Annotated in this window: 21 protein-coding genes and 1 riboswitch; of the genes, 18 read left to right on the top strand and 3 right to left on the bottom strand. The window is 39.3% G+C overall.

All coding sequences use genetic code 11. From position 1 onward, the window contains the following. Positions 1–18 precede the first annotated feature (18 nt). Positions 19–3,096 carry a D-2-hydroxyglutarate dehydrogenase YdiJ gene (ydiJ, locus tag RDV53_RS07210; RefSeq protein ID WP_005695651.1) on the bottom strand — a complete coding sequence of 1,026 codons (3,078 nt, stop codon included), beginning with the start codon at positions 3,094–3,096 and terminating at the stop codon, positions 19–21. A 400-nt stretch (positions 3,097–3,496) separates the two neighbouring features. Between ydiJ and ompA the strand changes: the two genes are divergently transcribed. The 9 genes from ompA (at position 3,497) to bioB (ending at position 11,528) form a co-directional block, all read left to right on the top strand. Continuing rightward, positions 3,497–4,597, top strand: coding sequence for a porin OmpA (gene ompA / locus RDV53_RS07215; RefSeq protein ID WP_005695652.1), 1,101 nt, complete (start codon positions 3,497–3,499; stop codon positions 4,595–4,597). A 102-nt stretch (positions 4,598–4,699) separates the two neighbouring features. Next, complete coding sequence (locus RDV53_RS07220; protein ID WP_005695653.1) at positions 4,700–5,281, top strand: LemA family protein; 582 nt, start codon at positions 4,700–4,702, stop codon at positions 5,279–5,281. Positions 5,282–5,290: 9 nt separating this feature from the next. After that, positions 5,291–5,740 carry a TPM domain-containing protein gene (locus RDV53_RS07225; protein ID WP_005695654.1) on the top strand — a complete coding sequence of 150 codons (450 nt, stop codon included), beginning with the start codon at positions 5,291–5,293 and terminating at the stop codon, positions 5,738–5,740. Beyond that, positions 5,733–6,533 carry a TPM domain-containing protein gene (locus RDV53_RS07230; protein ID WP_005695655.1) on the top strand — a complete coding sequence of 267 codons (801 nt, stop codon included), beginning with the start codon at positions 5,733–5,735 and terminating at the stop codon, positions 6,531–6,533. Before RDV53_RS07225 ends, RDV53_RS07230 begins: the two co-directional genes overlap by 8 nt. A gap of 75 nt (positions 6,534–6,608) precedes the next feature. Then, a complete protein-coding gene (gene grxD, locus RDV53_RS07235; protein WP_005695656.1) occupies positions 6,609–6,935 on the top strand; it encodes a Grx4 family monothiol glutaredoxin in 327 nt (108 codons plus the stop codon). A 144-nt stretch (positions 6,936–7,079) separates the two neighbouring features. After that, positions 7,080–7,172: riboswitch (TPP riboswitch) on the top strand. A gap of 35 nt (positions 7,173–7,207) precedes the next feature. Beyond that, positions 7,208–8,206, top strand: a complete 999-nt coding sequence (gene thiB / locus RDV53_RS07240) for a thiamine ABC transporter substrate binding subunit (protein WP_005695657.1) — start codon at positions 7,208–7,210, stop codon at positions 8,204–8,206. Between the two features lie 5 nt (positions 8,207–8,211). Then, the gene (thiP, locus tag RDV53_RS07245) at positions 8,212–9,816 is read left to right on the top strand and encodes a thiamine/thiamine pyrophosphate ABC transporter permease ThiP (RefSeq protein WP_005695658.1); all 1,605 of its coding nucleotides are present in this window, start codon (positions 8,212–8,214) and stop codon (positions 9,814–9,816) included. Further along, positions 9,809–10,438, top strand: coding sequence for a thiamine ABC transporter ATP-binding protein (gene thiQ / locus RDV53_RS07250; RefSeq protein ID WP_005695661.1), 630 nt, complete (start codon positions 9,809–9,811; stop codon positions 10,436–10,438). Before thiP ends, thiQ begins: the two co-directional genes overlap by 8 nt. Before the next feature lie 73 nt (positions 10,439–10,511). After that, positions 10,512–11,528, top strand: a complete 1,017-nt coding sequence (bioB, locus tag RDV53_RS07255) for a biotin synthase BioB (RefSeq protein ID WP_005695662.1) — start codon at positions 10,512–10,514, stop codon at positions 11,526–11,528. Positions 11,529–11,573: 45 nt separating this feature from the next. Here bioB and suhB read toward each other — a convergent pair whose 3' ends face one another. After that, the gene (gene suhB / locus RDV53_RS07260) at positions 11,574–12,374 is read right to left on the bottom strand and encodes an inositol-1-monophosphatase (RefSeq protein ID WP_005695663.1); all 801 of its coding nucleotides are present in this window, start codon (positions 12,372–12,374) and stop codon (positions 11,574–11,576) included. A gap of 199 nt (positions 12,375–12,573) precedes the next feature. Between suhB and RDV53_RS07265 the strand changes: the two genes are divergently transcribed. The 9 genes from RDV53_RS07265 to yfbR all read left to right on the top strand — a co-directional run bounded on the left by RDV53_RS07265 (position 12,574) and on the right by yfbR (position 21,452). Next, positions 12,574–13,092: a hypothetical protein gene (locus tag RDV53_RS07265; RefSeq protein WP_005695664.1), complete on the top strand. Its 519-nt coding sequence runs from the start codon at positions 12,574–12,576 to the stop codon at positions 13,090–13,092. Continuing rightward, positions 13,089–13,805, top strand: coding sequence for a PulJ/GspJ family protein (locus RDV53_RS07270; protein ID WP_080553589.1), 717 nt, complete (start codon positions 13,089–13,091; stop codon positions 13,803–13,805). Before RDV53_RS07265 ends, RDV53_RS07270 begins: the two co-directional genes overlap by 4 nt. Beyond that, positions 13,802–14,488, top strand: coding sequence for a DUF2572 family protein (locus RDV53_RS07275; protein WP_005695666.1), 687 nt, complete (start codon positions 13,802–13,804; stop codon positions 14,486–14,488). The genes RDV53_RS07270 and RDV53_RS07275 overlap by 4 nt, the downstream gene beginning before the upstream one ends. Before the next feature lie 13 nt (positions 14,489–14,501). Next, positions 14,502–14,768, top strand: coding sequence for a DUF5374 domain-containing protein (locus tag RDV53_RS07280; protein ID WP_005699425.1), 267 nt, complete (start codon positions 14,502–14,504; stop codon positions 14,766–14,768). A 37-nt stretch (positions 14,769–14,805) separates the two neighbouring features. Then, entirely contained in the window at positions 14,806–18,165 is a 3,360-nt protein-coding gene (recC, locus tag RDV53_RS07285) for an exodeoxyribonuclease V subunit gamma (protein WP_005695669.1), read from the top strand. Positions 18,166–18,242: 77 nt separating this feature from the next. Beyond that, a complete protein-coding gene (nrdR, locus tag RDV53_RS07290; protein ID WP_005695670.1) occupies positions 18,243–18,692 on the top strand; it encodes a transcriptional regulator NrdR in 450 nt (149 codons plus the stop codon). Position 18,693: 1 nt separating this feature from the next. Further along, complete coding sequence (ribD, locus tag RDV53_RS07295; protein ID WP_005695671.1) at positions 18,694–19,824, top strand: bifunctional diaminohydroxyphosphoribosylaminopyrimidine deaminase/5-amino-6-(5-phosphoribosylamino)uracil reductase RibD; 1,131 nt, start codon at positions 18,694–18,696, stop codon at positions 19,822–19,824. A 2-nt stretch (positions 19,825–19,826) separates the two neighbouring features. Then, positions 19,827–20,849: an outer membrane-stress sensor serine endopeptidase DegS gene (gene degS / locus RDV53_RS07300; protein ID WP_005695672.1), complete on the top strand. Its 1,023-nt coding sequence runs from the start codon at positions 19,827–19,829 to the stop codon at positions 20,847–20,849. Between the two features lie 9 nt (positions 20,850–20,858). Continuing rightward, positions 20,859–21,452 carry a 5'-deoxynucleotidase gene (gene yfbR / locus RDV53_RS07305; protein ID WP_005695673.1) on the top strand — a complete coding sequence of 198 codons (594 nt, stop codon included), beginning with the start codon at positions 20,859–20,861 and terminating at the stop codon, positions 21,450–21,452. Between the two features lie 50 nt (positions 21,453–21,502). Here the strand turns inward: yfbR and modE are convergent, their stop codons facing one another. Then, entirely contained in the window at positions 21,503–22,270 is a 768-nt protein-coding gene (modE, locus tag RDV53_RS07310) for a molybdenum-dependent transcriptional regulator ModE (RefSeq protein ID WP_032822832.1), read from the bottom strand. Between the last annotated feature and the right edge of the window lie 128 nt (positions 22,271–22,398).

Below are 22,398 nucleotides of genomic sequence, written 5' to 3' on the forward strand. Positions count from 1 at the left end.
GTAAGTAGAAAATCTATTCTAGTTATTCAGCACTTCAAGCAATGCTTGAACAGGGTGTTTCAAGATAGCTTTTTCATATCGCTTCACTTGGCTACGGCAGGAATAGCCGGTTGCGAGACAATGATTCGGATCTTTACCTTGTAATTTTTTGCCCCATGATACGTCGTAAATATCTTTTGACATAGTTTGATTTTGAACTTCATGGCCAAATACGCCCGCCATGCCACAACAGCCGACTTTCTCAACGTTCAAGGTTTGTCCAAATTGCGCAAAAATATTCTGCCATTCTTTTGGGCTGTTTGGCATAAAGGTGGATTCAGTACAATGAGGGAATAAATGCCACTCAAAAGTGCGGTCAGATTTCGCGATATTTTTCACCGCACTTTGTAATGCGTTACTTTCTAATTGATTGGTCAGCCATTCATGTGCTGTGAGTACATGGAAATCACCGCGAGAATCACCTAAGACCTCTTTATATTCATCTCGATAAGAAAGCACAATCGCTGGATCTACGCCGACTAAAGGCACATTTAATTTAGCGATGCGATTTAAAAACTCTGCTTGTGTTTTCGCAGTTTTACTAAAGCGAGCTAAAAAACCTTTAATATGCATGGCTTTGCCGTTCGGTTTAAAAGGGAGAAGGATTGGCTCGAAACCTAGTTTTTGTGTGAGTGCCACGAAATCCCGTACTACTTTGGCATCGTAATAAGAGGTATAGGGATCTTGCACGATAAAGAGCATATTGGCTTTTTCTGTAGCACTGAGATCTTCTAATTCTTCTAATTTTTTGCCTTGGTAGCCAATTTCCACTAATTGCTGTTGAAGGTTTGGCTCTGAAAGGAGAGGCAAATCTGTCATGCCAAGCGTTTTTTCAACCAAGCTTTGAGTAACTTTCAGTTTGGTGAAATAATTGAATAATGCCGGTTGTTTCGCCATATAAGGTGCTGCAACTTCTAAATTCGCTACAATATGATCTTTGGCTGGACGCAAATAACGACTGTGGTAGAAATGGAAGAATTTCGCACGGAAACTTGGCACATCAATTTTAATTGGGCATTGGCTTGCACAGGCTTTACACGCCAAACAAGTATCCATTGCCGCTTTCACTTCATGAGAGAAGTCATACTCACCTCGCCATTTCTGTACGCTATTGCGGAAACGTTCCACTAGTGCGGTTAGTTTCACTTGTGTTTTATGAAAATCTAATTGCTCAGGTGATACGTTTTCATTCGCCATTAATCGCAACCACTCACGAACCATCGCAGCTCGTCCTTTTGGAGAGAACACGCGATTTTTACTCACTTTCATGGAAGGGCACATAATGCTGTGCTCATCAAAGTTAAAGCAAAGCCCGTTACCGTTACAATTCATCGCGCCTTTGAATTCATCTCGCATTTGAATCGGGATTTGTCGATCATTATCTGCACGCATCGGCGAGAGAATCGAATAGAGTTCCGCATCGCTATTAAGTGGCGTACAGATTTTACCTGGATTGAGACGATTGTTTGGATCAAATAAGAACTTCACATAACGTAACTCTTGCCAAAGTTCGGGAGTAAAGAATTTCTCTCCATAATGAGAGCGTACGCCTTTGCCGTGTTCCCCCCATAACAAACCGCCGTATTTCACCGTGAGTTCTGCCACTTCATCTGAAATTTGTTTAAAGAGTTTGATTTGTTCTTTATCACATAGGTCTAAAGCGGGCCGAACGTGCAATACGCCGGCATCAACATGGCCAAACATCCCATATTGCAGATTGTGGCTATCTAATAAGGCTCTAAACTCTGCAATGTAATCCGCAAGATGTTCTGGTGGCACACAGGTATCTTCCACAAAAGGAATCGGTTTGGCAGCGCCTTTCGCATTCCCCAATAGCCCCACCGCTTTTTTACGCATGGCGTAAATACGTTCAATAGAAGGCAAGTCAGAACAAAGTTGATAGCCGATAATATGATCTTTGCCTTGTGCAATTTTTTCATCTAATTGCTGACAAAGTGCGGTCACTTGGCTGTCGATTTTGGCTTGATTGTTGCCCGCATATTCCACAATGTTTAAACCCAGAATTGGATTTTGTTCTTCTTCTGTTAAAAGTTCTTTTACCGAATGCCAAATAATATCTTGCTTAGCTAGGTTCAGCACTTTGGAATCGACGGTTTCAACGGAAAGAGCATTAGCTTTCACCATAAAAGGCGCATTGCGAAGTGCTGCATCAAATGAACTGTACTTCACATTAATTAAGGTACGATATTTAGGAATCGGCAATAAATTGAGTTTAGCTTCGCAGATAAACGCAAGTGAACCTTCTGACCCTGTTAAAATTCGGGTGAGATTAAATTCACTTTCATCTTTATTAAAGACATTCTTAAGATCGTAACCGGTGAGAAAGCGATTGAGTTGTGGTAAATCTTGAATGATTGAGGCGCGCTTTTCTTTACAACGTTGGAAAATCGTTTGATGTAGTGTTTTTCCATTTTCTGCTAGTGGATAGTTTTCTAAAACATCGTCGGATTTGACCGCACTTGTATCTAATATTTCACCATTCATCAAAACAGAACGTAATGCTAAAACGTGATCAGAGGTTTTTCCGTATTGCAGTGAGCCTTGACCAGATGCATCGGTATTAACCATGCCGCCTAAGGTCGCACGATTGCTAGTGGAGAGCTCTGGTGCAAAGAATAATCCGTGAGGTTTTAAAAATTGGTTGAGTTGGTCTTTTACTACGCCCGCCTGCACGCGAACCCAACGTTCTTCTATATTAAGCTCTAAAATGCTCGTCATGTGGCGAGAGAGATCGACAATAATGTTGTTATTTATAGATTGTCCATTGGTACCCGTGCCGCCACCGCGAGGTGTAAAGGTTAGATGAAGATATTTCTCTTTATTGGCTAATTTGGTGATGCGTACCACATCGGCAACAGATTTAGGGAATAAAATAGCCTGAGGAAGTTGTTGATAGACACTGTTATCTGTCGCAAGACTTAAGCGATCAGCATAATTTGAGGCAATATCACCTTCAAAATGCTGTTTTTGGAGTTCGTGAAGATAATTACTTACGACATCATTAAGTTGGGATACATTAGAAAGACGGGGCAACATAAAATCACTCACCTATATAAAAGAGAAGAAAGTGAATTTGATGATATATGAAGCTCAAAAAAAAGTCGATTTCAACAAAAGATATTTTTTGTTAGAATAGAAATCGGGTTAAAAATTAATCCAATTTCTGTGAATGAACGTTCATTTTAGGGGTTGTTTGTCTATAAAATAACCAAAAAGGGCAAAAAAAGTTTGATCTTTGGTGTTTTTATAGGATAATAACCATACTTTTGAACGTTCCTTTGGCTATGGCAAAGGAATTGAATTTGTCAAAAGGATAAGTTAGGGCAAATTCAAAACCCTAGTTAAGCAACGTTTAGAGTGTTTCTTTTTTATAAAGTTCACAATAAACAAGGAAACTTTTCTTATTAATAACGATGACTAAATAGAGGACATCAAAATGAAAAAAACTGCAATCGCATTAGTCGTTGCTGGTTTAGCAGCAGCTTCAGTAGCTCAAGCAGCTCCACAAGCAAACACCTTCTATGCAGGTGCTAAAGCTGGTCAAGCGTCTTTCCACGATGGTATCAAAGCTAACACTGATGCTACTAACCCTCGTAGCTTAGGTTTCGGTACTGGTTACAATCGTAACTCTGTTACTTACGGTGTGTTTGGTGGTTACCAAATTTTAAACCAAAATAACTTTGGTTTAGCAGTAGAATTAGGTTACGATGATTTTGGTCGTGCTAAATTCAAACACAATGGTATTACTCGTTTCAAACATACTAACCATGGTGCACACTTAAGCGTTAAAGGTAGCTATGATTTAGGTGGTTTAACTTCTGCTTTAGAAGGTTTAGACTTCTACGGTCGTGCAGGCGCGGCATTAGTTCGTTCTGACTATAAAGTGTACAATGCAAAAGGTGCACGCGTTCACGGTGCTGGTGAGCACAGCTTACGTGTATCTCCGGTATTCGCAGCTGGTTTTGAATACGCATTACCATCTTTACCAGAGTTAGCATTACGTCTTGAATATCAATGGTTAGCTCGCGTAGGTAAATTACGTACTGGCGCTACTGAGAACAGCTCTGTAGATTACAACCCATGGATCGGTTCTATCAACGCTGGTTTATCTTACCGTTTCGGTCAAGGTGCTGCTCCAGTTGTTGCACCTGAAGTTGTAAGCAAAACTTTCAACTTAAGCTCTGATGTAACTTTCGCTTTCGGTAAAGCTAACTTAAAACCACAAGCTAAAGCAACTTTAGACGGTATCTATGGTGAAATCGCTCAAATCAACAACGCTAACGTAGCTGTTGCTGGTTATACAGACCGTATCGGTAAAGATGCACCAAACTTAAAATTATCACAACGTCGTGCAGACTCTGTAGCTAACTACTTAGTAGCTAAAGGTGTTCCAGCTCAAAACATTTCTGCAGTTGGTCACGGTAAAGCTAACCCAGTTACAGGTTCTACTTGTGACGCGGTTAAAGGTCGTAAAGCGCTTATCGCTTGTTTAGCACCAGACCGTCGTGTTGAAATCGCAGTTAACGGTACTAAATAATTTTATTTAGTTATCCATTAACGGATTAGCATTAGAAGACCTAAACTTCGGTTTAGGTCTTTTCTTATATAAATTAAACCTATAAATTGAAGGAATTTTTGAATGAAAAAGTGGATTATCTTGATTATTATCGCAATTGCTGCAGGTTTAGGCTTAATGTCTAGCTACAATGGTTTAGTAAAAGCAGAAACTGAAATTGATTCTGTTTGGGCAAATGTTGAATCATCTTATCAACGTCGTGCTGATTTAATTCCAAACTTAGTGAATACTGTAAAAGGTCAAGCTAATTTTGAACAACAAACATTAACCAATGTAATCGAAGCGCGTGCAAAAGCGACACAAACTAAAATTGATCCGTCTAATTTAACGGAAGAACAATTAAACGAATTCCAACAAAACCAAAATCAAGTAGGCTCAGCATTATCTCGTTTACTTGTTACTGTAGAACAATACCCACAATTAAAAGCGAACGAAGGCTTTATGAACTTACAAGCGCAACTTGAAGGTACAGAAAACCGTATCAATGTCGCTCGTAATAAATTTAATGAAGCAGCGCGTATTTATAATGAAAAAGTACGTCAATTCCCAACTAAATTAGCGGCAATGATTTTTGGTTTTAAAGCTAAACCTTACTTTAAATCAGCTACTGGCGCTGAAAACGCACCGACTGTAAACTTTAACTAAGGTTTATCTATGCCATTCTTTTCCAGAATTCCGGTAGATAAAAAGCAAATAGAGGCGGCGATTAGTCGCCTCGAAAGCTTAAGTTCGGCTGAGTTACGTGTTTATATTGAACGCAAAGTGCCAAAGGCTTCAGCACAATTGTCTGCAATGGAACGTGCTTTAGAAGTGTTTGATGAACTGGAAATGCATAAAACAGCGGCACAAAATGCCGTGTTGATTTATGTGGGATATAAAAATCATCTCTGTGCAATCGTAGGTGATAAAGGCATTCATCAATTTGTTGATGTGGCTTATTGGCAGTTACAATGCGATTTAATGATTGAGCAGTTTAAACAAAAAGCTTATACACAAGGTATTGTCGATGCGATTGATCGTATCAGTGATATTTTATCTCGCCATTTCCCTATTCAGCCTGATGATGTGAATGAATTATCTAATGAGGTAATTATTAATGACTAAGCTTTTATCTTTTATGAAAAGTGCGGTTGTTTTTAGCCTTGTTTTTTTTGCTCAAATGGTTGTTGCGGCAGAATTTCCGCCTGCACCAAATCCTTTCCATTACATAAACGATTACACCAACACACTTTCATCAGAACATAAGCAAATTTTAGAAAATAAACTGATTGCTTATAGTAAAGAAACGAGTTCACAAATCGCTGTCGTTTTAGTTCCGACAACCGGTGAATATGAAATTGCTGATTATACTTTTGCTTTAGGTGATAAATGGGGCATTGGACGTAAAAATCTGAACAATGGCGTGTTGATGCTGATTGCGAAGGATGATCGCAAAGTCTTTATCGCAACTGGACAAGGTTTAGAAGGTGTACTGCCAGATGCTTTTTTATCGCAAGTCATCCGTTCGGCAATTTTGCCACAATTTAAACAAGGCCAATATGCGCAAGGTATTAATGATGGCTTAAGCCAAATTATTGCAGCAAGTAAAGGCGAGTTTGATGCGGCACAAGTTGAAGAAGACGCTTTCGATAAGTACATTCCATTCTTAATGGTATTGGCGTTTATTGCTATTGTATTATTTGGTGAATTCCAATATCACAAAGATGAAGTCTATATTAGTCCTAGTCAACGTGACCAACTGAATAAAATCATTCGTCAAAGTACGATTTCTCGTCGCCGTGGAGGCGGTTCTGGTTTTGGAGGTGGATTTGGCGGTGGCTTCGGCGGAGGCGGTTCTTCTGGTGGCGGCTTTGGAGGCGGTGGCTTCGGCGGCGGTGGAGCAGGTGGAAGCTGGTAAGACCAAGTCTTTCACTCAGGTTCTATCTTATGCTAGAATAGCGCCCTATTCAGACTTATTTGAACAAGGAACATTATGGAAACGTTAGACAAAATCAAAAAACAAATCGCTGAAAATCCAATTTTAATTTACATGAAAGGTTCACCAAAATTACCTTCTTGTGGTTTCTCTGCGCGTGCATCTGAAGCATTAATTAATTGCAAAGTGCCTTTTGGCTATGTTGATATTCTTCAACACCCAGATATTCGTGCTGAATTACCGGCTTATGCAAACTGGCCAACTTTCCCACAATTATGGGTAGAAGGTGAGTTAATTGGTGGTTGTGATATTATTTTAGAAATGTATCAAGCTGGCGAACTTCAAACTTTATTAAGCGAAGTAGCGGCTAAACATCAAGCTTAATTGGCGTTAGATTACCAAGATAAACCTGCTTTTTAGCAGGTTTTCTTTTGCTCAAAAAATGATAAACCAGATATAAAAGTGTGATCGGATTAACATTTTTAAATTAAATAACTTGTTGATTAAATTTCCTTAAGATAGACTACGTCGCGTTAGTCGGGGTGCCTATATTAATGGCTGAGAAATACCCGTGAACCTGAAACAGATAATGCTGGCGTAGGAAACTAATCATCTCATTATGCTGTTTCGTTATGCAAAAATAAGGAGAACGCATAATGAACAAAACGCTTCCCATTTTAACCGCACTTTTTACCGCTTCCGCTTTCGCACAAGCAGCTCCTCAAACATTAGATGTTTATACTTATGATTCATTTAGTGCTGATTGGAGCGCAGGACCAAAAGTTAAAGCAGCTTTTGAACAACAATTCCCGCAATGTAAGCTGAATTATGTGGCTTTTGATAATAATGGCACCTTGTTTAACCGTGTTCGTCTAGAAGGTAAAAAAATTAAGGCGGATGTAGTGCTCGGTTTAGATAGTTATCAAATTGAGGATGCACAAAAACTCAATATTTTTGAGCCAAATAAAGTGGATTTAAGCCAGTTACGTTTACCCATTAAATGGGAAAATCACACGTTCTTACCATTCGATTATGCACAATACGCGTTTATTTATGATAAAAATAAACTGACTAATCCACCAAAGAGCTTAAAAGAATTAGTTGAGCGTCAAGATCTTAAAGTGTTATATCAAGATCCGCGTACAAGCAGTATTGGACGTGGTCTATTACTTTGGATGAATGCCGTTTATCCAGCAGCAGATGTCGCAAATGCTTGGAAAACCCTTTCTAAACATACTGTCACGGTCACAAAAGGTTGGACGGAATCTTACGGCGCCTTCTTAAAAGGCGAAGGTGATCTGGTTTTAAGCGTAAATACTTCACCGATTTACCATATTCTTTCTGAACAAAAAGACAATTATGTGGCAACGGAATTTGCAGAGGGGAGCGTATTACAAGTTGAAGTCGCGGCAAAAGTCGCTAACCGCAATAATGCCTGTGCTGATGAATTTTTAGGATTCTTACTTTCACCGCAAGCTCAAGCGGATATTGCTAAAAATAATGTGATGTTACCCGTGGTAGAGACCAATATCGAAAGTCATATTGATGCGCTTAATTCTCGCGCAAAATCAATGCGTATTTTAGATACCACAACGGTAACAAGTGAGCAGCTGAAAGGCTGGATCAATCAATGGCAAAAAGCCTTATCTAAGTAGTATTAATGAGCTTATTGCAACATCCGCATTTTCGTCCTCGCCATTATTTGGGCGGAAGTGCGGTCATTTTTTTCATCGTTTTACTCTATGGATTTTCACTTTCTGCGGTTTTTTCAGTTGGAAGTGATTATGCCTTATCTGATTTCTTAAAAGACGATTATTTGCATCAAGTTATCGCCTTTAGTGTCGGGCAGGCATTCTTGTCAGCCTTGCTTTCTAGCGTAATTGGAACGTTATTTGCGCGTGCTTTTTTCTATTTAGATTTCAAAGGCAAATCGCTCATTTTACGCATTTTTTCTCTCACGTTTGTTTTGCCAGCATTACTGGCTATTTTCGGTTTGATTGGTATTTATGGCACTGCTGGTTGGCTAACTCAACTGCTGCAAATTTTAGGTATTTCGTGGAAACCATCCATTTATGGTTTAAGCGGCATTCTCATTGCCCATTTATTTTTTAATATTCCCTTAGCAGCCCGAATGAGTTTACAGGCTTTGCAAAGTGTACCGACCGAACAGCATCAACTCGCGGCACAATTGAATATTAAAGGTTTCACATTTTTCCGTTTAATTGAATGGCCTTATTTGAAAAGCCAAATAGTGTCTGCTTTTGTGCTGATTTTTATGTTGTGTTTCACTAGCTTTACGATAGTGTTGGCACTGGGTGGAGGGCCACAAAACAGCACGCTAGAAGTCGCGATTTACCAAGCCATTTTCTTTGAATTTGATTTACCCAAAGCCGCACTTTTTGCACTTGTACAATTTGCGTTTTGTTTTGCTTTATTTTCACTTTCACAATATTGGACGAAAGCACCTGAAACGCAGATTTCGCAACGTTATCGATGGGTTTTGCCTGTTTCAAGTACGGTCAAATTTGGACATGTTTTTGTCTTATTCTCGGTGTGCTTATTTATTCTAACTCCCTTATTCAATATCATTTTCCAAGGTTTGTCTGCGACCCAATTATTTGGTTATTGGCAAAATCGACAATTATGGAAGGCGCTTGCTTATTCATTAACCATGGCACCGACCGCCGGGATTTTATCGGTATTATTTGGATTCTTCTTATTGTTACTTTCCCGGCAACTGCAATGGTTATATCATCCTAAATTAGCTCACTTGATTTTAACAGGTGGAATGATGATTTTAGCCATTCCGACGATCGTTTTAGCAGTCGGCTTATTCCTTTGGTTACAAGATATTGATTTTTCAGCAGGACATTTGTTTGTAGTGGTATCTGTTTGTAACGCCTTGGCTGCCTTGCCATTTGTGATCAAAATTCTTAATACACCCATGAATCAATCGATGCAATATTATGAAAAACTCTGTTTATCGCTGAATATTACAGGCTGGCAGCGTTTTCGTTTAATTGAATATCCGCTACTAAAAGCACCGTTGAAATATGCCTTGGCACTCGCGACAACCTTATCACTCGGCGATTTTACAGCGATAGCTTTATTTGGTAGCCCTGATTTTACTTCGTTGCCTCATTTGCTTTATCAACAAATCGGGCAATATCGAAGCCAAGAAGCTGCAGTGACGGCATTGATTTTATTGGGCTTATGTTTAGGCTTATTTATGTTTATTGAAGGTCAGAAGGAACAGAATGATTAAATTAGATAATGTAGTCTTCAATTATCAATCCATGCCGATGGTGTTTGATTTACAGATTCAAGCGCAAGAAAAAATCGCCATCATTGGTGAAAGTGGCGCAGGAAAAAGTACCTTGCTGAATTTAATTGCCGGATTTGAATATGCCGATAGTGGCGAGATTTGGCTCAATGGTGAAAATCATACCAAAACAGCACCTTTTGAACGCCCTGTTTCCATGTTATTTCAGGAAAATAATCTCTTTACTCATCTTTCCGTGGAAGAGAATATTGCTTTAGGTTTAAAACCGAATTTAGCCTTAAATGCAGAAGAAAAAGCACTTGTAGAACAAGCCGCAAAGGCGGTCAATTTACAGAATTTTTTAACGAGAAAACCGACCGCACTTTCAGGTGGACAAAAACAGCGAGTGGCGTTGGCACGCTGTTTGCTACGAGATAAACCCATTTTATTATTGGATGAGCCTTTTTCTGCCCTTGATCCTAAATTACGCATTGAAATGCAGGATTTAATGGATCAATTATGTGAAGAAAAAAAGCTAACCATGTTACTGGTGACACATCAACCCAAAGAAATTGAACGGCATATTGATCGAGTGATTGAAATTCATCAAGGCAAAGTGATCTGATCTCTTTTTATCATATTGCAGAGTAATATGCTCAACTTAATAAAAGCGACATAGCTTAAACGAGGAAAATATAATGACCACAACAAATGTAGTACAGCTTTCATCCATTACACCTCACCCCTCAGTAGAGTATTGGTCTGTTTGTAAAGTCGAAGCGCTATTTGAAACACCTTTTTTAGAATTAGTCTATCGTGCAGCTCAAGTGCATCGAGAGCATTTCAACCCTGGTGCGATACAGTTATCGACGTTGATGTCGATTAAAACGGGTGGCTGTCCAGAGGATTGTGGTTATTGCCCACAATCAGCACGTTATCAAACAGGTGTACAAAATCAGCAGATCTTAGATATTGATGAAATTGTCGAAAAAGCCAAAATTGCTAAAGCACGTGGTGCAGGGCGTTTCTGCATGGGCGCGGCATGGCGTGGGCCAAAACCAAAGGATATGGAAAAAGTCACGGCGATTATTCGTGCGGTAAAAGATATCGGCTTAGAAACGTGCGGTACTTTTGGTTTGTTGCAAGATGGTATGGCGGAAGAGTTAAAAGATGCAGGATTGGATTATTACAACCACAATCTAGATACAGCGCCAGAGAATTATCACAATGTCATTGGTACACGCCGTTTTGATGATCGTTTAAGCACATTAGGAAAAGTGCGTCATGCTGGTTTAAAAGTTTGCTGTGGTGGTATTGTGGGGATGAATGAAACCCGTAAAGAACGAGCTGGTCTCATTGCAAGCTTGGCAAATCTTGATCCTCAGCCAGAGTCAGTGCCGATTAACCAATTAGTGAAAGTGGAAGGCACACCAATGGCTGATGCAGCTGATTTAGATTGGACGGAGTTTGTTCGTACCATTGCGGTTGCGCGTATTACCATGCCGAAAAGTTATGTTCGTCTTTCTGCTGGTCGTCAAGGCATGAGTGAAGAAATGCAAGCGATGTGCTTTATGGCGGGAGCGAATTCCATTTTCTATGGCGATAAATTATTAGTGACAGGCAACCCAGAAGAAGATGGCGATCAACTTCTTATGGCTAAATTGGATCTTGAGCCGGAAACGGAAGAAAATAGAAAGCCACTCGAAAGAAATTAGTCATAAAAAAAGTGCGGTGAAATCTACCGCACTTTTTATTGAGTCTTACTTCACTTGTTCGGTTAAGCAAGGCTGAATTTTATTTAGCATTTCTTTTAAAATACGTGCTGGAGCCGCCACGATATTGCCTGAGCGTAAATAGCCGTGACCCGCATTGAAATCACATACTAAACCGCCCGCTTCACGCACGATTAAATCACCCGCTGCGCAATCCCAAGGTTTTAAGCCCATTTCGAAATAACCGTCAACGCGACCAGAAGCAACATAGCAAAGGTCTAATGCGGCAGAACCCGTACGACGGAAATCTGCAGCTTCATCAATTAAGTTATTCATGATCGCAAATTGAGTTGGCATCAAGCTTGGTTGTTTGAATGGGAAACCGGTGGCTAAAATCGCCCCATTAAGTTCATTTTGGCTATCTACACGTAAACGCACTTCATTTAATTTTGCGCCTTCACCACGTACAGCCGTGAATAATTCATTACGAATAGGATCGTAAACCACACCCACTTCGGTACGGTTTTTTACACGGATAGCAATAGAAACAGAGAAATGTGGCAAACCTTTCACGAAGTTGGTTGTGCCATCTAGTGGATCAATTACCCATTGAATATCACTGTCTTTGCCTTCTAATGCACCACGTTCTTCACTGATAATTGTGTGATCAGGATAAGATTTTTGAATGATTTCAATGATCTCTGCTTCAGCGGCTTTATCGACGCTAGTCACATAATCATTAATACCTTTTTTACTTGTTTGGATGTCATCACGGCGCTCATAGTTTTTAGCAATCACGTTGCCCGCTCTTCGTGCCGCACGAATAGCGATATTTAACATTGGATTCATATTTCCACCAGATTTTAAAGAACAGATAATAGGTCGCCTATTATAAGGGAGTTTTAGTAAATAGCCAGTTGAAAATGTTTAATTCACGGTTTTTCCCGTTTTTTAAAGGAAATTTACGATCAGTATCGCAAAACTAAAGTATCAAATTTGGTTTTCTTCTAAAGGGCTTTTAAAGTGCGGTCAAAAAAGAAGGCATTTTATGTATAAAGGGATAACCTTATTAGAAACTTTGATTGTATTATTTATTTTAAGCTTAACATTAGCTTTTGCATTGCCTAAATGGAAGAAAAATGATCCTAAATATTTTCTCGAAAAAGAGCAACAACGGCTTTATTTTTTCTTACGCAATATTCAAGCGAGGGCAGAAAATTCATCAGCGATTTGGTTTATTTTGGCCAATCAAGATAGGGCGAATCAACGTTGGTGTATTACTGCTCAAGTAAAAAATGATCATTTTTGTGATTGTTTTTATCCCCAGAATTGTCCTAAAAATCTTTATGCACATTTTTACTATCCTTATTTTGAAGGAAAAACGATGCTGATAGGCCCTAAATTATATCCGTCAGAAGTGGCGGTGAAATTTAATGGGGCCAGAAATACCATGGAAACAAATTGTTTTATGTTGCAAGCTGGAGAGCATCGTACATTGTTTTCTTTTTTCAATGTCGGCAGTATTAAATTAAAGTCTGATCAAGCGGCGAGTGCATGTACAAGATGAAACCATTAAAAGGCGAAACATTGGTGAGTTTGTTGATTTCACTTGGCTTATCCGCTTTATTGTTGCTATTGGTTGCACAGTTTTATGCTCAAACTCAACAGCAAAATCAGCGTTTAATGTTACAACTCAAATTACAAGCGGAATTACAACGTACTATTCAACTCATCGGTAAAGATCTGCGTCGCGTAGGCTTTCGAGCCACAAACCCAAAACTAATCGAGGATAATCTGGCTTTATTTGAATTAGACGAAAAGGGCACAGCAATAATCATTGCTCAAGCAGACAATGCTCCATCAAATAGCTGCGTCTTATTTTTTTATGATTTAAATAGTAATGGCTGTATTGGTGAAAAATACACAAAAAACACCTGCGTAAACGGTGTTAAAAATGTGGCAAAAAATATCGAAAAAGAGCTGTTTGGTTACAAACTTAACGAGAAAATGATCGAAACCAAACAAACTTATAAAAATGCGGTAAATGCGGATTGTCGTTCAGCAGAGTGTCAGAGAGCCTTAGCTCAATTTACTTGTAACGCCGGTGGGGGATGGACAGATTTATTGGATGAAAAAGAGTTTGAGATTTCTCAATTACGTTTTGATTGGTTAAAGGCAGGGAAAGGGATTGAAATTAAACTCACAGGGCATCTTGCCGCATATAAGCATATTCAATATGAAACTTCGCTTGTAGTGCCTTTATTAAATCAAGAAGAATGATGATGAAAAAAGGGATTGTGACACTGACGGCACTGATTTTACTTTCAGGCTTATTGGCGCTGATCTTATTATTTGATGAACAGATCTTTGCGTTTTTTCGATCTCAAATGAGTCAGCGAAAATATTATGTAGAACAAAGCCTTGCGTTACAGAAAATCAGTCAGCAGCAACAAAAACATATTTGCCAAAACTTGCCTTTAAATGGTGCTGAAAAAGTGAAACAAGTCTTTTTCGAGTCTTCAGGGGCAGAGGATAAAGTCGCCTATTCTGTTTGGTGTGAACGCGCTGAGTTATTTAAGAAATCGCCCACAAAAGGCATTAATGAAAATATGCTGCGAGATTTTATTTCCAGTGAAAAACAAACTGATTTTCAACCGCACTTTGTGAAAGTAGATACTACTTTAACTGCTCAAAAAACACCACAAGTGTATTGGATGACGCAAAACCAATTAGAAGTTAAAGGGAATGTAAGTGGTATTCTGCTAGCAGAAGGAGATTTAACTTTAACAGGCAAAGGGCGTATTAGTGGTGCAGTGATTACAGGTGGTTTGCTTAAGTTAGAGGAGAATGTGACGGTAGCTTACGGTAAAGCTGTGGTGACAAAACTCGTACAAGAATATAGCCAATGGCGTTTGGTGGATAAAAGTTGGAGTGATTTAAGTGCGCAAGATCAAAGTGAATAAAGGCATGTCGTTAATGTCACTTTTATTAGCTTTATCGATTTTCAGCGGGTTGTTTTTGATCTTTAATCGGTGGACGACCGAGCAACGGAAAAGTGCGGTCAGACTTTTTCAAGAATTTCAGGCGATTCAAATTGCTGAAAATCAGGCTCAACGACAGTTTTTAGGCTTGTCTTGTGAAAATAGCATACAACAAAATGGCATTCAATTTGCAATTCAATGCAGTCATCATCAAGTGAATATACGCTATCCTCAAGGTGAATTTTCATTGAAAACCGAGTAAAATAACGCATTGTTTTTGCTTTCAAAAGGGCGTTACTTTGTTCGTTACTTATTATTCAAACCAACCGGAAATTCAAAAGGATATTTTAGTTTCGCTGTTGGAAAATTTGCCACAACATGATCCGTTTCAATCTGACATTGTGTTGGTGCAAAGTCCGGGGATGGCACAATGGTTGCAAATGGAAATTGCTAAAAAACGCGGCGTTGCAGCGAATTTCCAATTCCCCATGCCTTCCAGTTTTATTTGGAAACTTTATGCCGATAATTTGCCGAATGTTTCCACGCAAAACCCTTTTGAAAAAGATTCAACGTTATGGCGATTAATGCGATTAATCCCTACCTTTTTACAGCAAAAAGAATTTGAACCATTAAAAAAATATTTAGCATCTTCACCTGCATCAGAACAACAAAAACTTTATCAATTAAGCCTAAAAGTTGCCGATTTATTTGACCAATATCTCGTCTATCGCCCCGAATGGATTGCCGCATGGGAAGAAAATAACGATGAAAAAATCTTGGCTCAAATTAATCACCAAAAGCAGGGCCTTTCGGCGTTAAATCCTACCTTTCTTTCTCAAATTAAAGGCAATATTCATTGGCAGGGAATTTTATGGCGAGCCTTGGTGGATGATGTCCAACGTGATTTCGGTGGAAAAGCAAAGCATCGTACTGCACTCAATCAACAATTTTTAGCATTATGTCGTGATCCAAATGCCACACTCAACTTGCCGGAACGTATTTTTATTTTTGGTATTCCAGCATTGCCAACGGTTTATCTCAATATTTTCCAAGGTATTTCAGCTAAAACAGATGTACATTTATTCTTCAATAATCCATGTCAAGAATATTGGGGCGATTTGCGAGATCTGAGTAAATCCTATTTATTAGAAAGACAGCGTTTCTTGAAAGAAAGCGACGATGTGAAGCCTTTAATTTCAGCCGAGCAAGTGTCATGGGAACCTGCCGATCTTGATTACACCAATCAACAAGAAGAATTGTTCAGCGGGAATCCGCTTTTAGCCTCTTGGGGAAAAATGGGACGGGATTTTCTCTATCAATTAGTGCGAGATGAAGAAAATATTCAAGCCATTTCGCGTGATTACTATGCAGAACTTCCCGAAAAAACCTTGTTAGGCCAGATCCAAACTCAAATTTTGACGTTAAGCCATGGTGCATTAAATGTCGCGAAAAATGACCGCTCTTTGGTCGTGAAATCTTGCCATAGCGCCATGCGCGAAGTTGAAGTGCTACACGATTATTTGTTGGATTTATTCAATCAAAATCAGCATAAACCAAAAGAAGAACAGATTACACCAAAAGATGTGGTGGTCATGGTTGCCGATGTTAACCAATATACGCCTTATATTCAGGCTGTCTTTGGTGCGAATAGTGCAGATGCACCCGCTATTCCATTCTCAATTTCGGACAGTAAATTGTCTGAAAGTGATGTGATCGTGTCTAGCTATCTTTCCCTGTTAAATTTAAAAGAAAGTCAGTTTGGCGCAGAAGAGGTACTGGCTTTATTGGATATTCCCGCTATCCGTGAACGTTTTAATATTGCCCTTGCAGATCTCGAGCAAATTCGCGAATGGGTGAAAGAGTCGGGTATTCGCTTTGGTTTAGAAAAACGGCAGAATACACTGAATTTTAATGCGTGGCAGGCGGGACTTGAACGTATGACTTTAGGTTATGCGATGCGTGAAGAACAAGGCGTTTGGCAAGACAGTCTTGGACTTGATAGTAGCTATGGATTGAAAGGGCAATTAGTTGGTGCGGTGAATCAATTTTTTACGGCTTTAAATAAATGGCATCAAGATTTGCAAAAGGCACACAATATTGAAAAATGGCGTGAAAAATTGACCGCACTTTTGACGGATTTCTTTGTGCAAAATGAAGAAACTGCGGATACCTTATTTTATATTCAAGATTGTATTAATGCCTTTGCTGATGATTTGCAGACCGTCAATTTTGAAGAAACCTTGCAAGCGGATGTGATTGCGGAAGTGATGTCTGCACGTTTAGAAGAAACGCCAAATAGCCTTCGTTTCTTAGCAGGAAAAGTGAACTTCTGCACACTTTTACCTATGCGCTCTATTCCTTTCAAAGTAGTGTGTTTGCTCGGAATGAATGAGGTGGATTACCCACGCAGTCATACGCCAAATAGTTTTGACTTGATGCAATATCATCATCAAAAAGGCGATCGTGTTCGTCGAGATGATGACCGTTACTTATTCCTTGAGGCTTTGCTAGCCGCAAGATCCCATTTTTATGTGAGTTATGTGGGCTGTTCAATTATTGATAATCAACCCAAAGAGCCTTCTGTATTAGTGAGTCAGTTGGTTGATTATATTAATCATTATTCGGACGATAGCTTGAGGATTGAACAACATCCAATGACGGCGTTTAGTCCAAGCAATTTCCAAAATGAAGGGAAAATTAACCGCTCTTTTGCGAAAAAATGGCTGCCAATTGCTCAATTCCAAGAAAGAAAATGTCATGAATTTGTTGTGCTGATGGGGGAAAATCAAGAGCCAATAGCGGAAATTGAACTCGATCGTTTTGTGAGTTTTGTTGAAAATCCAGTGAGATTCTTTTTTGAAAAGCAGCTTGGTGTGTATTTCCGAGATGAAGACGAGCGCATTGAAGAAAGTGAAAACTTCACGTTAAATGGTTTGGATCGTTATCGCATTAATAATGAGTTATTGCATTTAGAGGAAGCGAAATTTAACGATTATTTTGCGAAACAGCGAGTAAAAGGCATCATGCCACGCGGCGAGTTTGCGGAGGTTTGTGAGCAAGACATTCGTGCTGATGTATTGGCTTTTAAAGAGAAAATTAAGGATTATTCTTTACCACATAGTGAGAGTGTCGATTTTGTGGTGGAAACGGCACAAGGCAATATTCGTTTGTTTGGCTATATGGAGCCGTTATTTGGTGATGAAAATCAGATAATCGAATGGCGATTTGCAAAATATAAGGATCGTTATCGTATTCGCCCATGGCTTTATTATCTTATTCAGCTAGCGACAAAAGAGAACGCACTGCCACCACGCATTATCGCTAAAGATAAGGATTTAACATTAAAAACAATAGAAAAATCAACCGCACTTGAGAAACTGAAAATGTATGTAGAGGCTTATTTACAAAGCCAGCAACAAATTCAGCTCATTCCAACGGAAAATATAGCGAAGTTTATTGAAAAAGATGAAAGTGCGGTCAATTTTGACAATGTTTTAACGAATATCGAATCCCTTGCGAAAGATGATAACTATGGTTATAGAAAAGCCGATCCTTATTGGGCGAGGGTGTGGGGGCAAACAGAACAATTTAAATCGCAGGATGGTCTTTTACAATTGGTGAAACAAACCACATCTTGGTTTGGAGAAATGTTGTCTTAAAGCGGATCTTCAGATCGAAAAGATCCTGGATTTTTGATAAGATACTGACTTAAGAATCATTTTGAAAAGGAGCTAAAATGCGTTGTCCGTTTTGTTCAACTGAAGAAACTAAGGTAATTGACAGCCGTTTGGTTTCTGATGGGTATCAAGTGCGTCGTCGTCGGGAATGCGGGAATTGTCATGAACGCTTTACTACCTTTGAAACAGCCGAATTAGTGGTGCCAAAAATTATTAAAAATGATGGTTCACGCGAGCCGTTTAATGAAGATAAATTACGTAGCGGTATTCAACATGCGTTAGAAAAACGCCCTGTAAGTTCGGATGATGTGGAGAAAGCCATTAGCCATATTATTATTCAACTACGCGCGACGGGTGAACGAGAAGTACCGAGTCATCTCGTGGGTAAATTAGCCATGAATGAGCTGAAAGAATTAGATAAAGTGGCGTATATCCGTTTTGCATCCGTTTACCTGAGCTTTGATAATATCAATGAATTTACTAAAGAAATTGAAAGCTTAAAGGATTAATATGAGTGACACCTTTTCCCCTGATGACGTGAAATTTATGCAATTGGCTCTTGAGCTTGCGGCAAAAGGGCAGTACACCACTACGCCGAATCCATCGGTGGGATGTGTGTTAGTTAAGAACGGTGAAATTGTCGGGAAAGGGTTTCATTTTAAAGCTGGTCAGCCTCATGCAGAACGAATGGCGTTGGCCGATGCCGGTGAGAAAGCGAAAGGCGCAACGGCTTATGTGACGCTTGAACCTTGTTCTCATTATGGCCGTACACCGCCTTGTGCATTAGGTTTAATTGAAGCGGGTGTCAGTCGAGTTGTGGCAGCTATGGCAGATCCTAATCCGCAAGTGGCCGGTAAAGGCTTGAAAATGCTGGCCGATGCAGGCATACCAACTGCGGTCAATTTATTGAACGAACAAGCAGAAGCCTTAAATAAAGGTTTTCTCAAACGTATGCGAACCGGCAAGCCTTATGTGCAACTAAAATTAGCCATGAGTTTAGATGGTCGAACAGCCATGGCGAGCGGTGAAAGCAAGTGGATCACAGGTGAAGCAGCTCGTGCGGATGTACAAAAAATGCGAGCCAAATCGACCGCACTTTTATCAACTAGCGCTACCGTATTAGCCGATGATCCAAGCTTGAACGTGCGTTGGAATCAATTTCCCGATGATTTAAAAACAGAATATGCCGAAGAAACCGTGCGGCAGCCTATTCGTGTTATTTTAGATTCTAAAAATCGAGTTCAGTCAAGCCATCAATTATTCCATACCCATTCGCCAGTTTGGCTTGTGGGTTCAATCCCTCGAGATATGTCTGTATTCCCAGATTTCTGTGAGCAAATTTTACTGTCAGAAAACTATGATTTCGATATGTTGATGACAGAATTAGGCAAGAGACAAGTGAATTCTGTTTGGGTTGAAGCTGGCGCCAATTTAGCGGGTAGCTTGATTGAACAACATGCTGTAGATGAATTAATCATTTATGTCTCCCCGAAACTCTTGGGAGATAAAGCTCGAGGATTATGCCAACTCCCGCATTTGGAAAAACTTGCAGATGCCCCATTGTGGCAACTGCAAGAATGTGAAAGAATTGAGGATGATTTAAAACTCAGTTATTTACCTAACTTATTAATACAAGCATAAAAATGTTTAAAAAACTTTTCCACTCCGCCCTTTGGGGGCTTGCTGCGGCAGGCGTTATTTTATTTGCTGTTCCTAAGCTCAATAACAGCAGCCTTTTCTCTGCTGATGATATCGTTTCGTTCAACAGTGCCGTGAGAATTGCTTCTCCTGCTGTGGTGAATGTGTACAACCGATCTTTTTCTTCTGCCAGCATTAATGATAGTGATCAATTACAGGTAAATAACTTAGGTTCTGGTGTGATTATGACGAAAGACGGTTATATTCTCACTAATAAACACGTTATCCAAAATGCCGATCAAATTGTGGTCGCGCTGCAAAACGGTAGTATTTATGAAGCTAATTTAATTGGCTCAGACAATTTAACGGATCTTGCGGTATTAAAAATTAAAGCAACCAATCTTTCTACAATTCCACAAAATAAAGAACGCCAAGTGCGTGTTGGAGATATTGCATTAGCCATTGGTAATCCGTATAACCTAGGTCAAAGTGTGTCACAAGGAATTATCAGTGCGGTAGGGCGTAGTGCCGTAGGGGATTCTTTAGGTCGTCAAAACTTTATTCAAACAGATGCATCAATTAACCGTGGTAACTCTGGTGGCGCGTTGATTAACTCAGCTGGCGAATTAGTGGGCATCAGCACGTTAAGTATTGGTAAAACAGCCAATGAAATTGCAGAAGGCCTAAATTTTGCGATTCCAATCAGTATTGCCAATGATGTGCTATATAAAATTATCCGAGATGGACGCGTGATTCGTGGTTACTTTGGCGTACAAAGTGAGATCACTTCTAACTCAAACGGTGGTATTGTTATCACCGGCGTGACAGCCAATAGTCCCGCAGCGAAAGCAGGCATTCAAGTGGGGGATGTTATTTTACGTTTAAATAAACGAGATAATCTGTCTATTCGTGAAATGATGCAAATTATTAGTGATACCAAACCAAATACAGAAGTTATCATCACGATTTCTCGCTTAGGTAAGGTGATTGATCTCCCCGTAATTATTGAAGAGCTACCATCTAACTAAGGATATCTTGTGGAAGTTAAAACCAGTCACTTTTTTGCCTGTTTAGATCGTCTTCGCTTAATTCAGCGTTGGTCATTGATGCGCAATATTGAAAAGGAAAACTTGGCGGAGCATAGCTTGCAAGTTGCCTTTGTAGCACAAGCCTTAGCGATTATTAAAAATCAGTTTTTTGGTGGTGAAGTGAATCCTGAGCGTATTGCGGTAGTGGCGATGTATCATGATACCTCTGAAATTTTTACGGGTGATTTGCCGACCCCAATTAAGTATTTCAATTCTGAAATCACTCATGCTTATAAAGACATTGAAGCGGCAGCCGAATTACATTTAATTAGCTTGCTTCCGACTGAGTTGCAAGATAGTTTTGCTCCATACTTAGATAGTGAGCAATTTAGCCCAGAAGAAAAGCATTTAGTAAAGCAAGCGGATTTGATTTGTGCTTACATTAAAGCTCAATTTGAATTAGAGCATGGTAACCACGAATTTAAAACAGCTAAAAAACGTTTAGAAAATTTTATGGAACAATGGCACAGCCAGGAAATGGATTATTTTTTACAAGTCTTTTTGCCAAGTTTTGGACGCCCGATTGATGAGATTGCGTTATAAGCGAAAATAATAAAGTGCGATCAATTTTGATCGCACTTTTTGTTTTAGGATTATTTCAATGTTGCCAAGATGATTTGTTCTGGCTCAATATGTAACCACACTTCTTGTCCCACTTTCCAGCCATCCTTACTATGAATACTTGCACAAAATTCAATTGAGCTGTCTTTTATTTGCAAAATTGCTTCTTCATTTTGCATAGAAAGAATTGTTGCTTGGAAGATATTACTTTTTTCTTCCGATGCCATGGCACTAACTTTCACCCAAGGCGCTTTAAACATCACCATCACTTCTTTTTCAGTAATGAGTTTTAGACGCTCAGCACTGCGCATTGTGATTGAAACATGTAATGGATGAGCTAAATCCTGAATATTTACCGCAACAATGCAGCGGGAGTTAACAATATGTTGACTCGCAACCTTACCAAAAAATTGATTACGCGCACTACTTTGTAAGGAGAATTTTGCTGTCGCTGAAAGCAAGCTATTGAGTGGAATAGTCTCATCTTGAAGAATATGGAAGGCGTGCTCTTGTGTTTGTTCGAGCAAATCATAAAGCTGCAGCAAACGCTCAGCATAAGTGGTTAATGAAGTACCGCCCCCATTTTTCCCACCGATATTACGTTCTAAAAGCGGTTTGGGGCTAATTTTATTCATCGCCTCAAGGTGATCCCACGCACTTTTATAGCTCACTTTTGCATTTTTGGCTGCCTGATTAATTGAGCCACATTCTTTAATTTCTTTTAAGAGGCGAACACGTTTTGGGTCTATAAATAATTTTTGATGAAGTTTGATTGTCAGTAAAATTTCAGTTTGTTTCATCATCTCCTCCTAATACATAATTTTGCTTATTTTACTTGATTTTTGTTTTTTTCTGTATGCTTATTTTAAAATTAAAGTTATAATTCAAACGCAGTATATTTTTTTACATATAGTTTCATTTATATAGG

The sequence above is a fragment of the Haemophilus parainfluenzae ATCC 33392 genome (assembly GCF_031191205.1).
In the GTDB taxonomy this organism is placed as follows: domain Bacteria; phylum Pseudomonadota; class Gammaproteobacteria; order Enterobacterales; family Pasteurellaceae; genus Haemophilus_D; species Haemophilus_D parainfluenzae.

Bases quoted from the DNA above. Each gene is read 5' to 3' on its own strand.
- ydiJ (WP_005695651.1), bottom strand. From the start codon at position 3,096: ATGTTGCCCCGTCTTTCTAATGTATCCCAACTTAATGATGTCGTAAGT.
- ompA (WP_005695652.1), top strand. From the start codon at position 3,497: ATGAAAAAAACTGCAATCGCATTAGTCGTTGCTGGTTTAGCAGCAGCT.
- RDV53_RS07220 (WP_005695653.1), top strand. From the start codon at position 4,700: ATGAAAAAGTGGATTATCTTGATTATTATCGCAATTGCTGCAGGTTTA.
- RDV53_RS07225 (WP_005695654.1), top strand. From the start codon at position 5,291: ATGCCATTCTTTTCCAGAATTCCGGTAGATAAAAAGCAAATAGAGGCG.
- RDV53_RS07230 (WP_005695655.1), top strand. From the start codon at position 5,733: ATGACTAAGCTTTTATCTTTTATGAAAAGTGCGGTTGTTTTTAGCCTT.
- grxD (WP_005695656.1), top strand. From the start codon at position 6,609: ATGGAAACGTTAGACAAAATCAAAAAACAAATCGCTGAAAATCCAATT.
- thiB (WP_005695657.1), top strand. From the start codon at position 7,208: ATGAACAAAACGCTTCCCATTTTAACCGCACTTTTTACCGCTTCCGCT.
- thiP (WP_005695658.1), top strand. From the start codon at position 8,212: ATGAGCTTATTGCAACATCCGCATTTTCGTCCTCGCCATTATTTGGGC.
- thiQ (WP_005695661.1), top strand. From the start codon at position 9,809: ATGATTAAATTAGATAATGTAGTCTTCAATTATCAATCCATGCCGATG.
- bioB (WP_005695662.1), top strand. From the start codon at position 10,512: ATGACCACAACAAATGTAGTACAGCTTTCATCCATTACACCTCACCCC.
- suhB (WP_005695663.1), bottom strand. From the start codon at position 12,374: ATGAATCCAATGTTAAATATCGCTATTCGTGCGGCACGAAGAGCGGGC.
- RDV53_RS07265 (WP_005695664.1), top strand. From the start codon at position 12,574: ATGTATAAAGGGATAACCTTATTAGAAACTTTGATTGTATTATTTATT.
- RDV53_RS07270 (WP_080553589.1), top strand. From the start codon at position 13,089: ATGAAACCATTAAAAGGCGAAACATTGGTGAGTTTGTTGATTTCACTT.
- RDV53_RS07275 (WP_005695666.1), top strand. From the start codon at position 13,802: ATGATGATGAAAAAAGGGATTGTGACACTGACGGCACTGATTTTACTT.
- RDV53_RS07280 (WP_005699425.1), top strand. From the start codon at position 14,502: ATGTCACTTTTATTAGCTTTATCGATTTTCAGCGGGTTGTTTTTGATC.
- nrdR (WP_005695670.1), top strand. From the start codon at position 18,243: ATGCGTTGTCCGTTTTGTTCAACTGAAGAAACTAAGGTAATTGACAGC.
- ribD (WP_005695671.1), top strand. From the start codon at position 18,694: ATGAGTGACACCTTTTCCCCTGATGACGTGAAATTTATGCAATTGGCT.
- degS (WP_005695672.1), top strand. From the start codon at position 19,827: ATGTTTAAAAAACTTTTCCACTCCGCCCTTTGGGGGCTTGCTGCGGCA.
- modE (WP_032822832.1), bottom strand. From the start codon at position 22,270: ATGAAACAAACTGAAATTTTACTGACAATCAAACTTCATCAAAAATTA.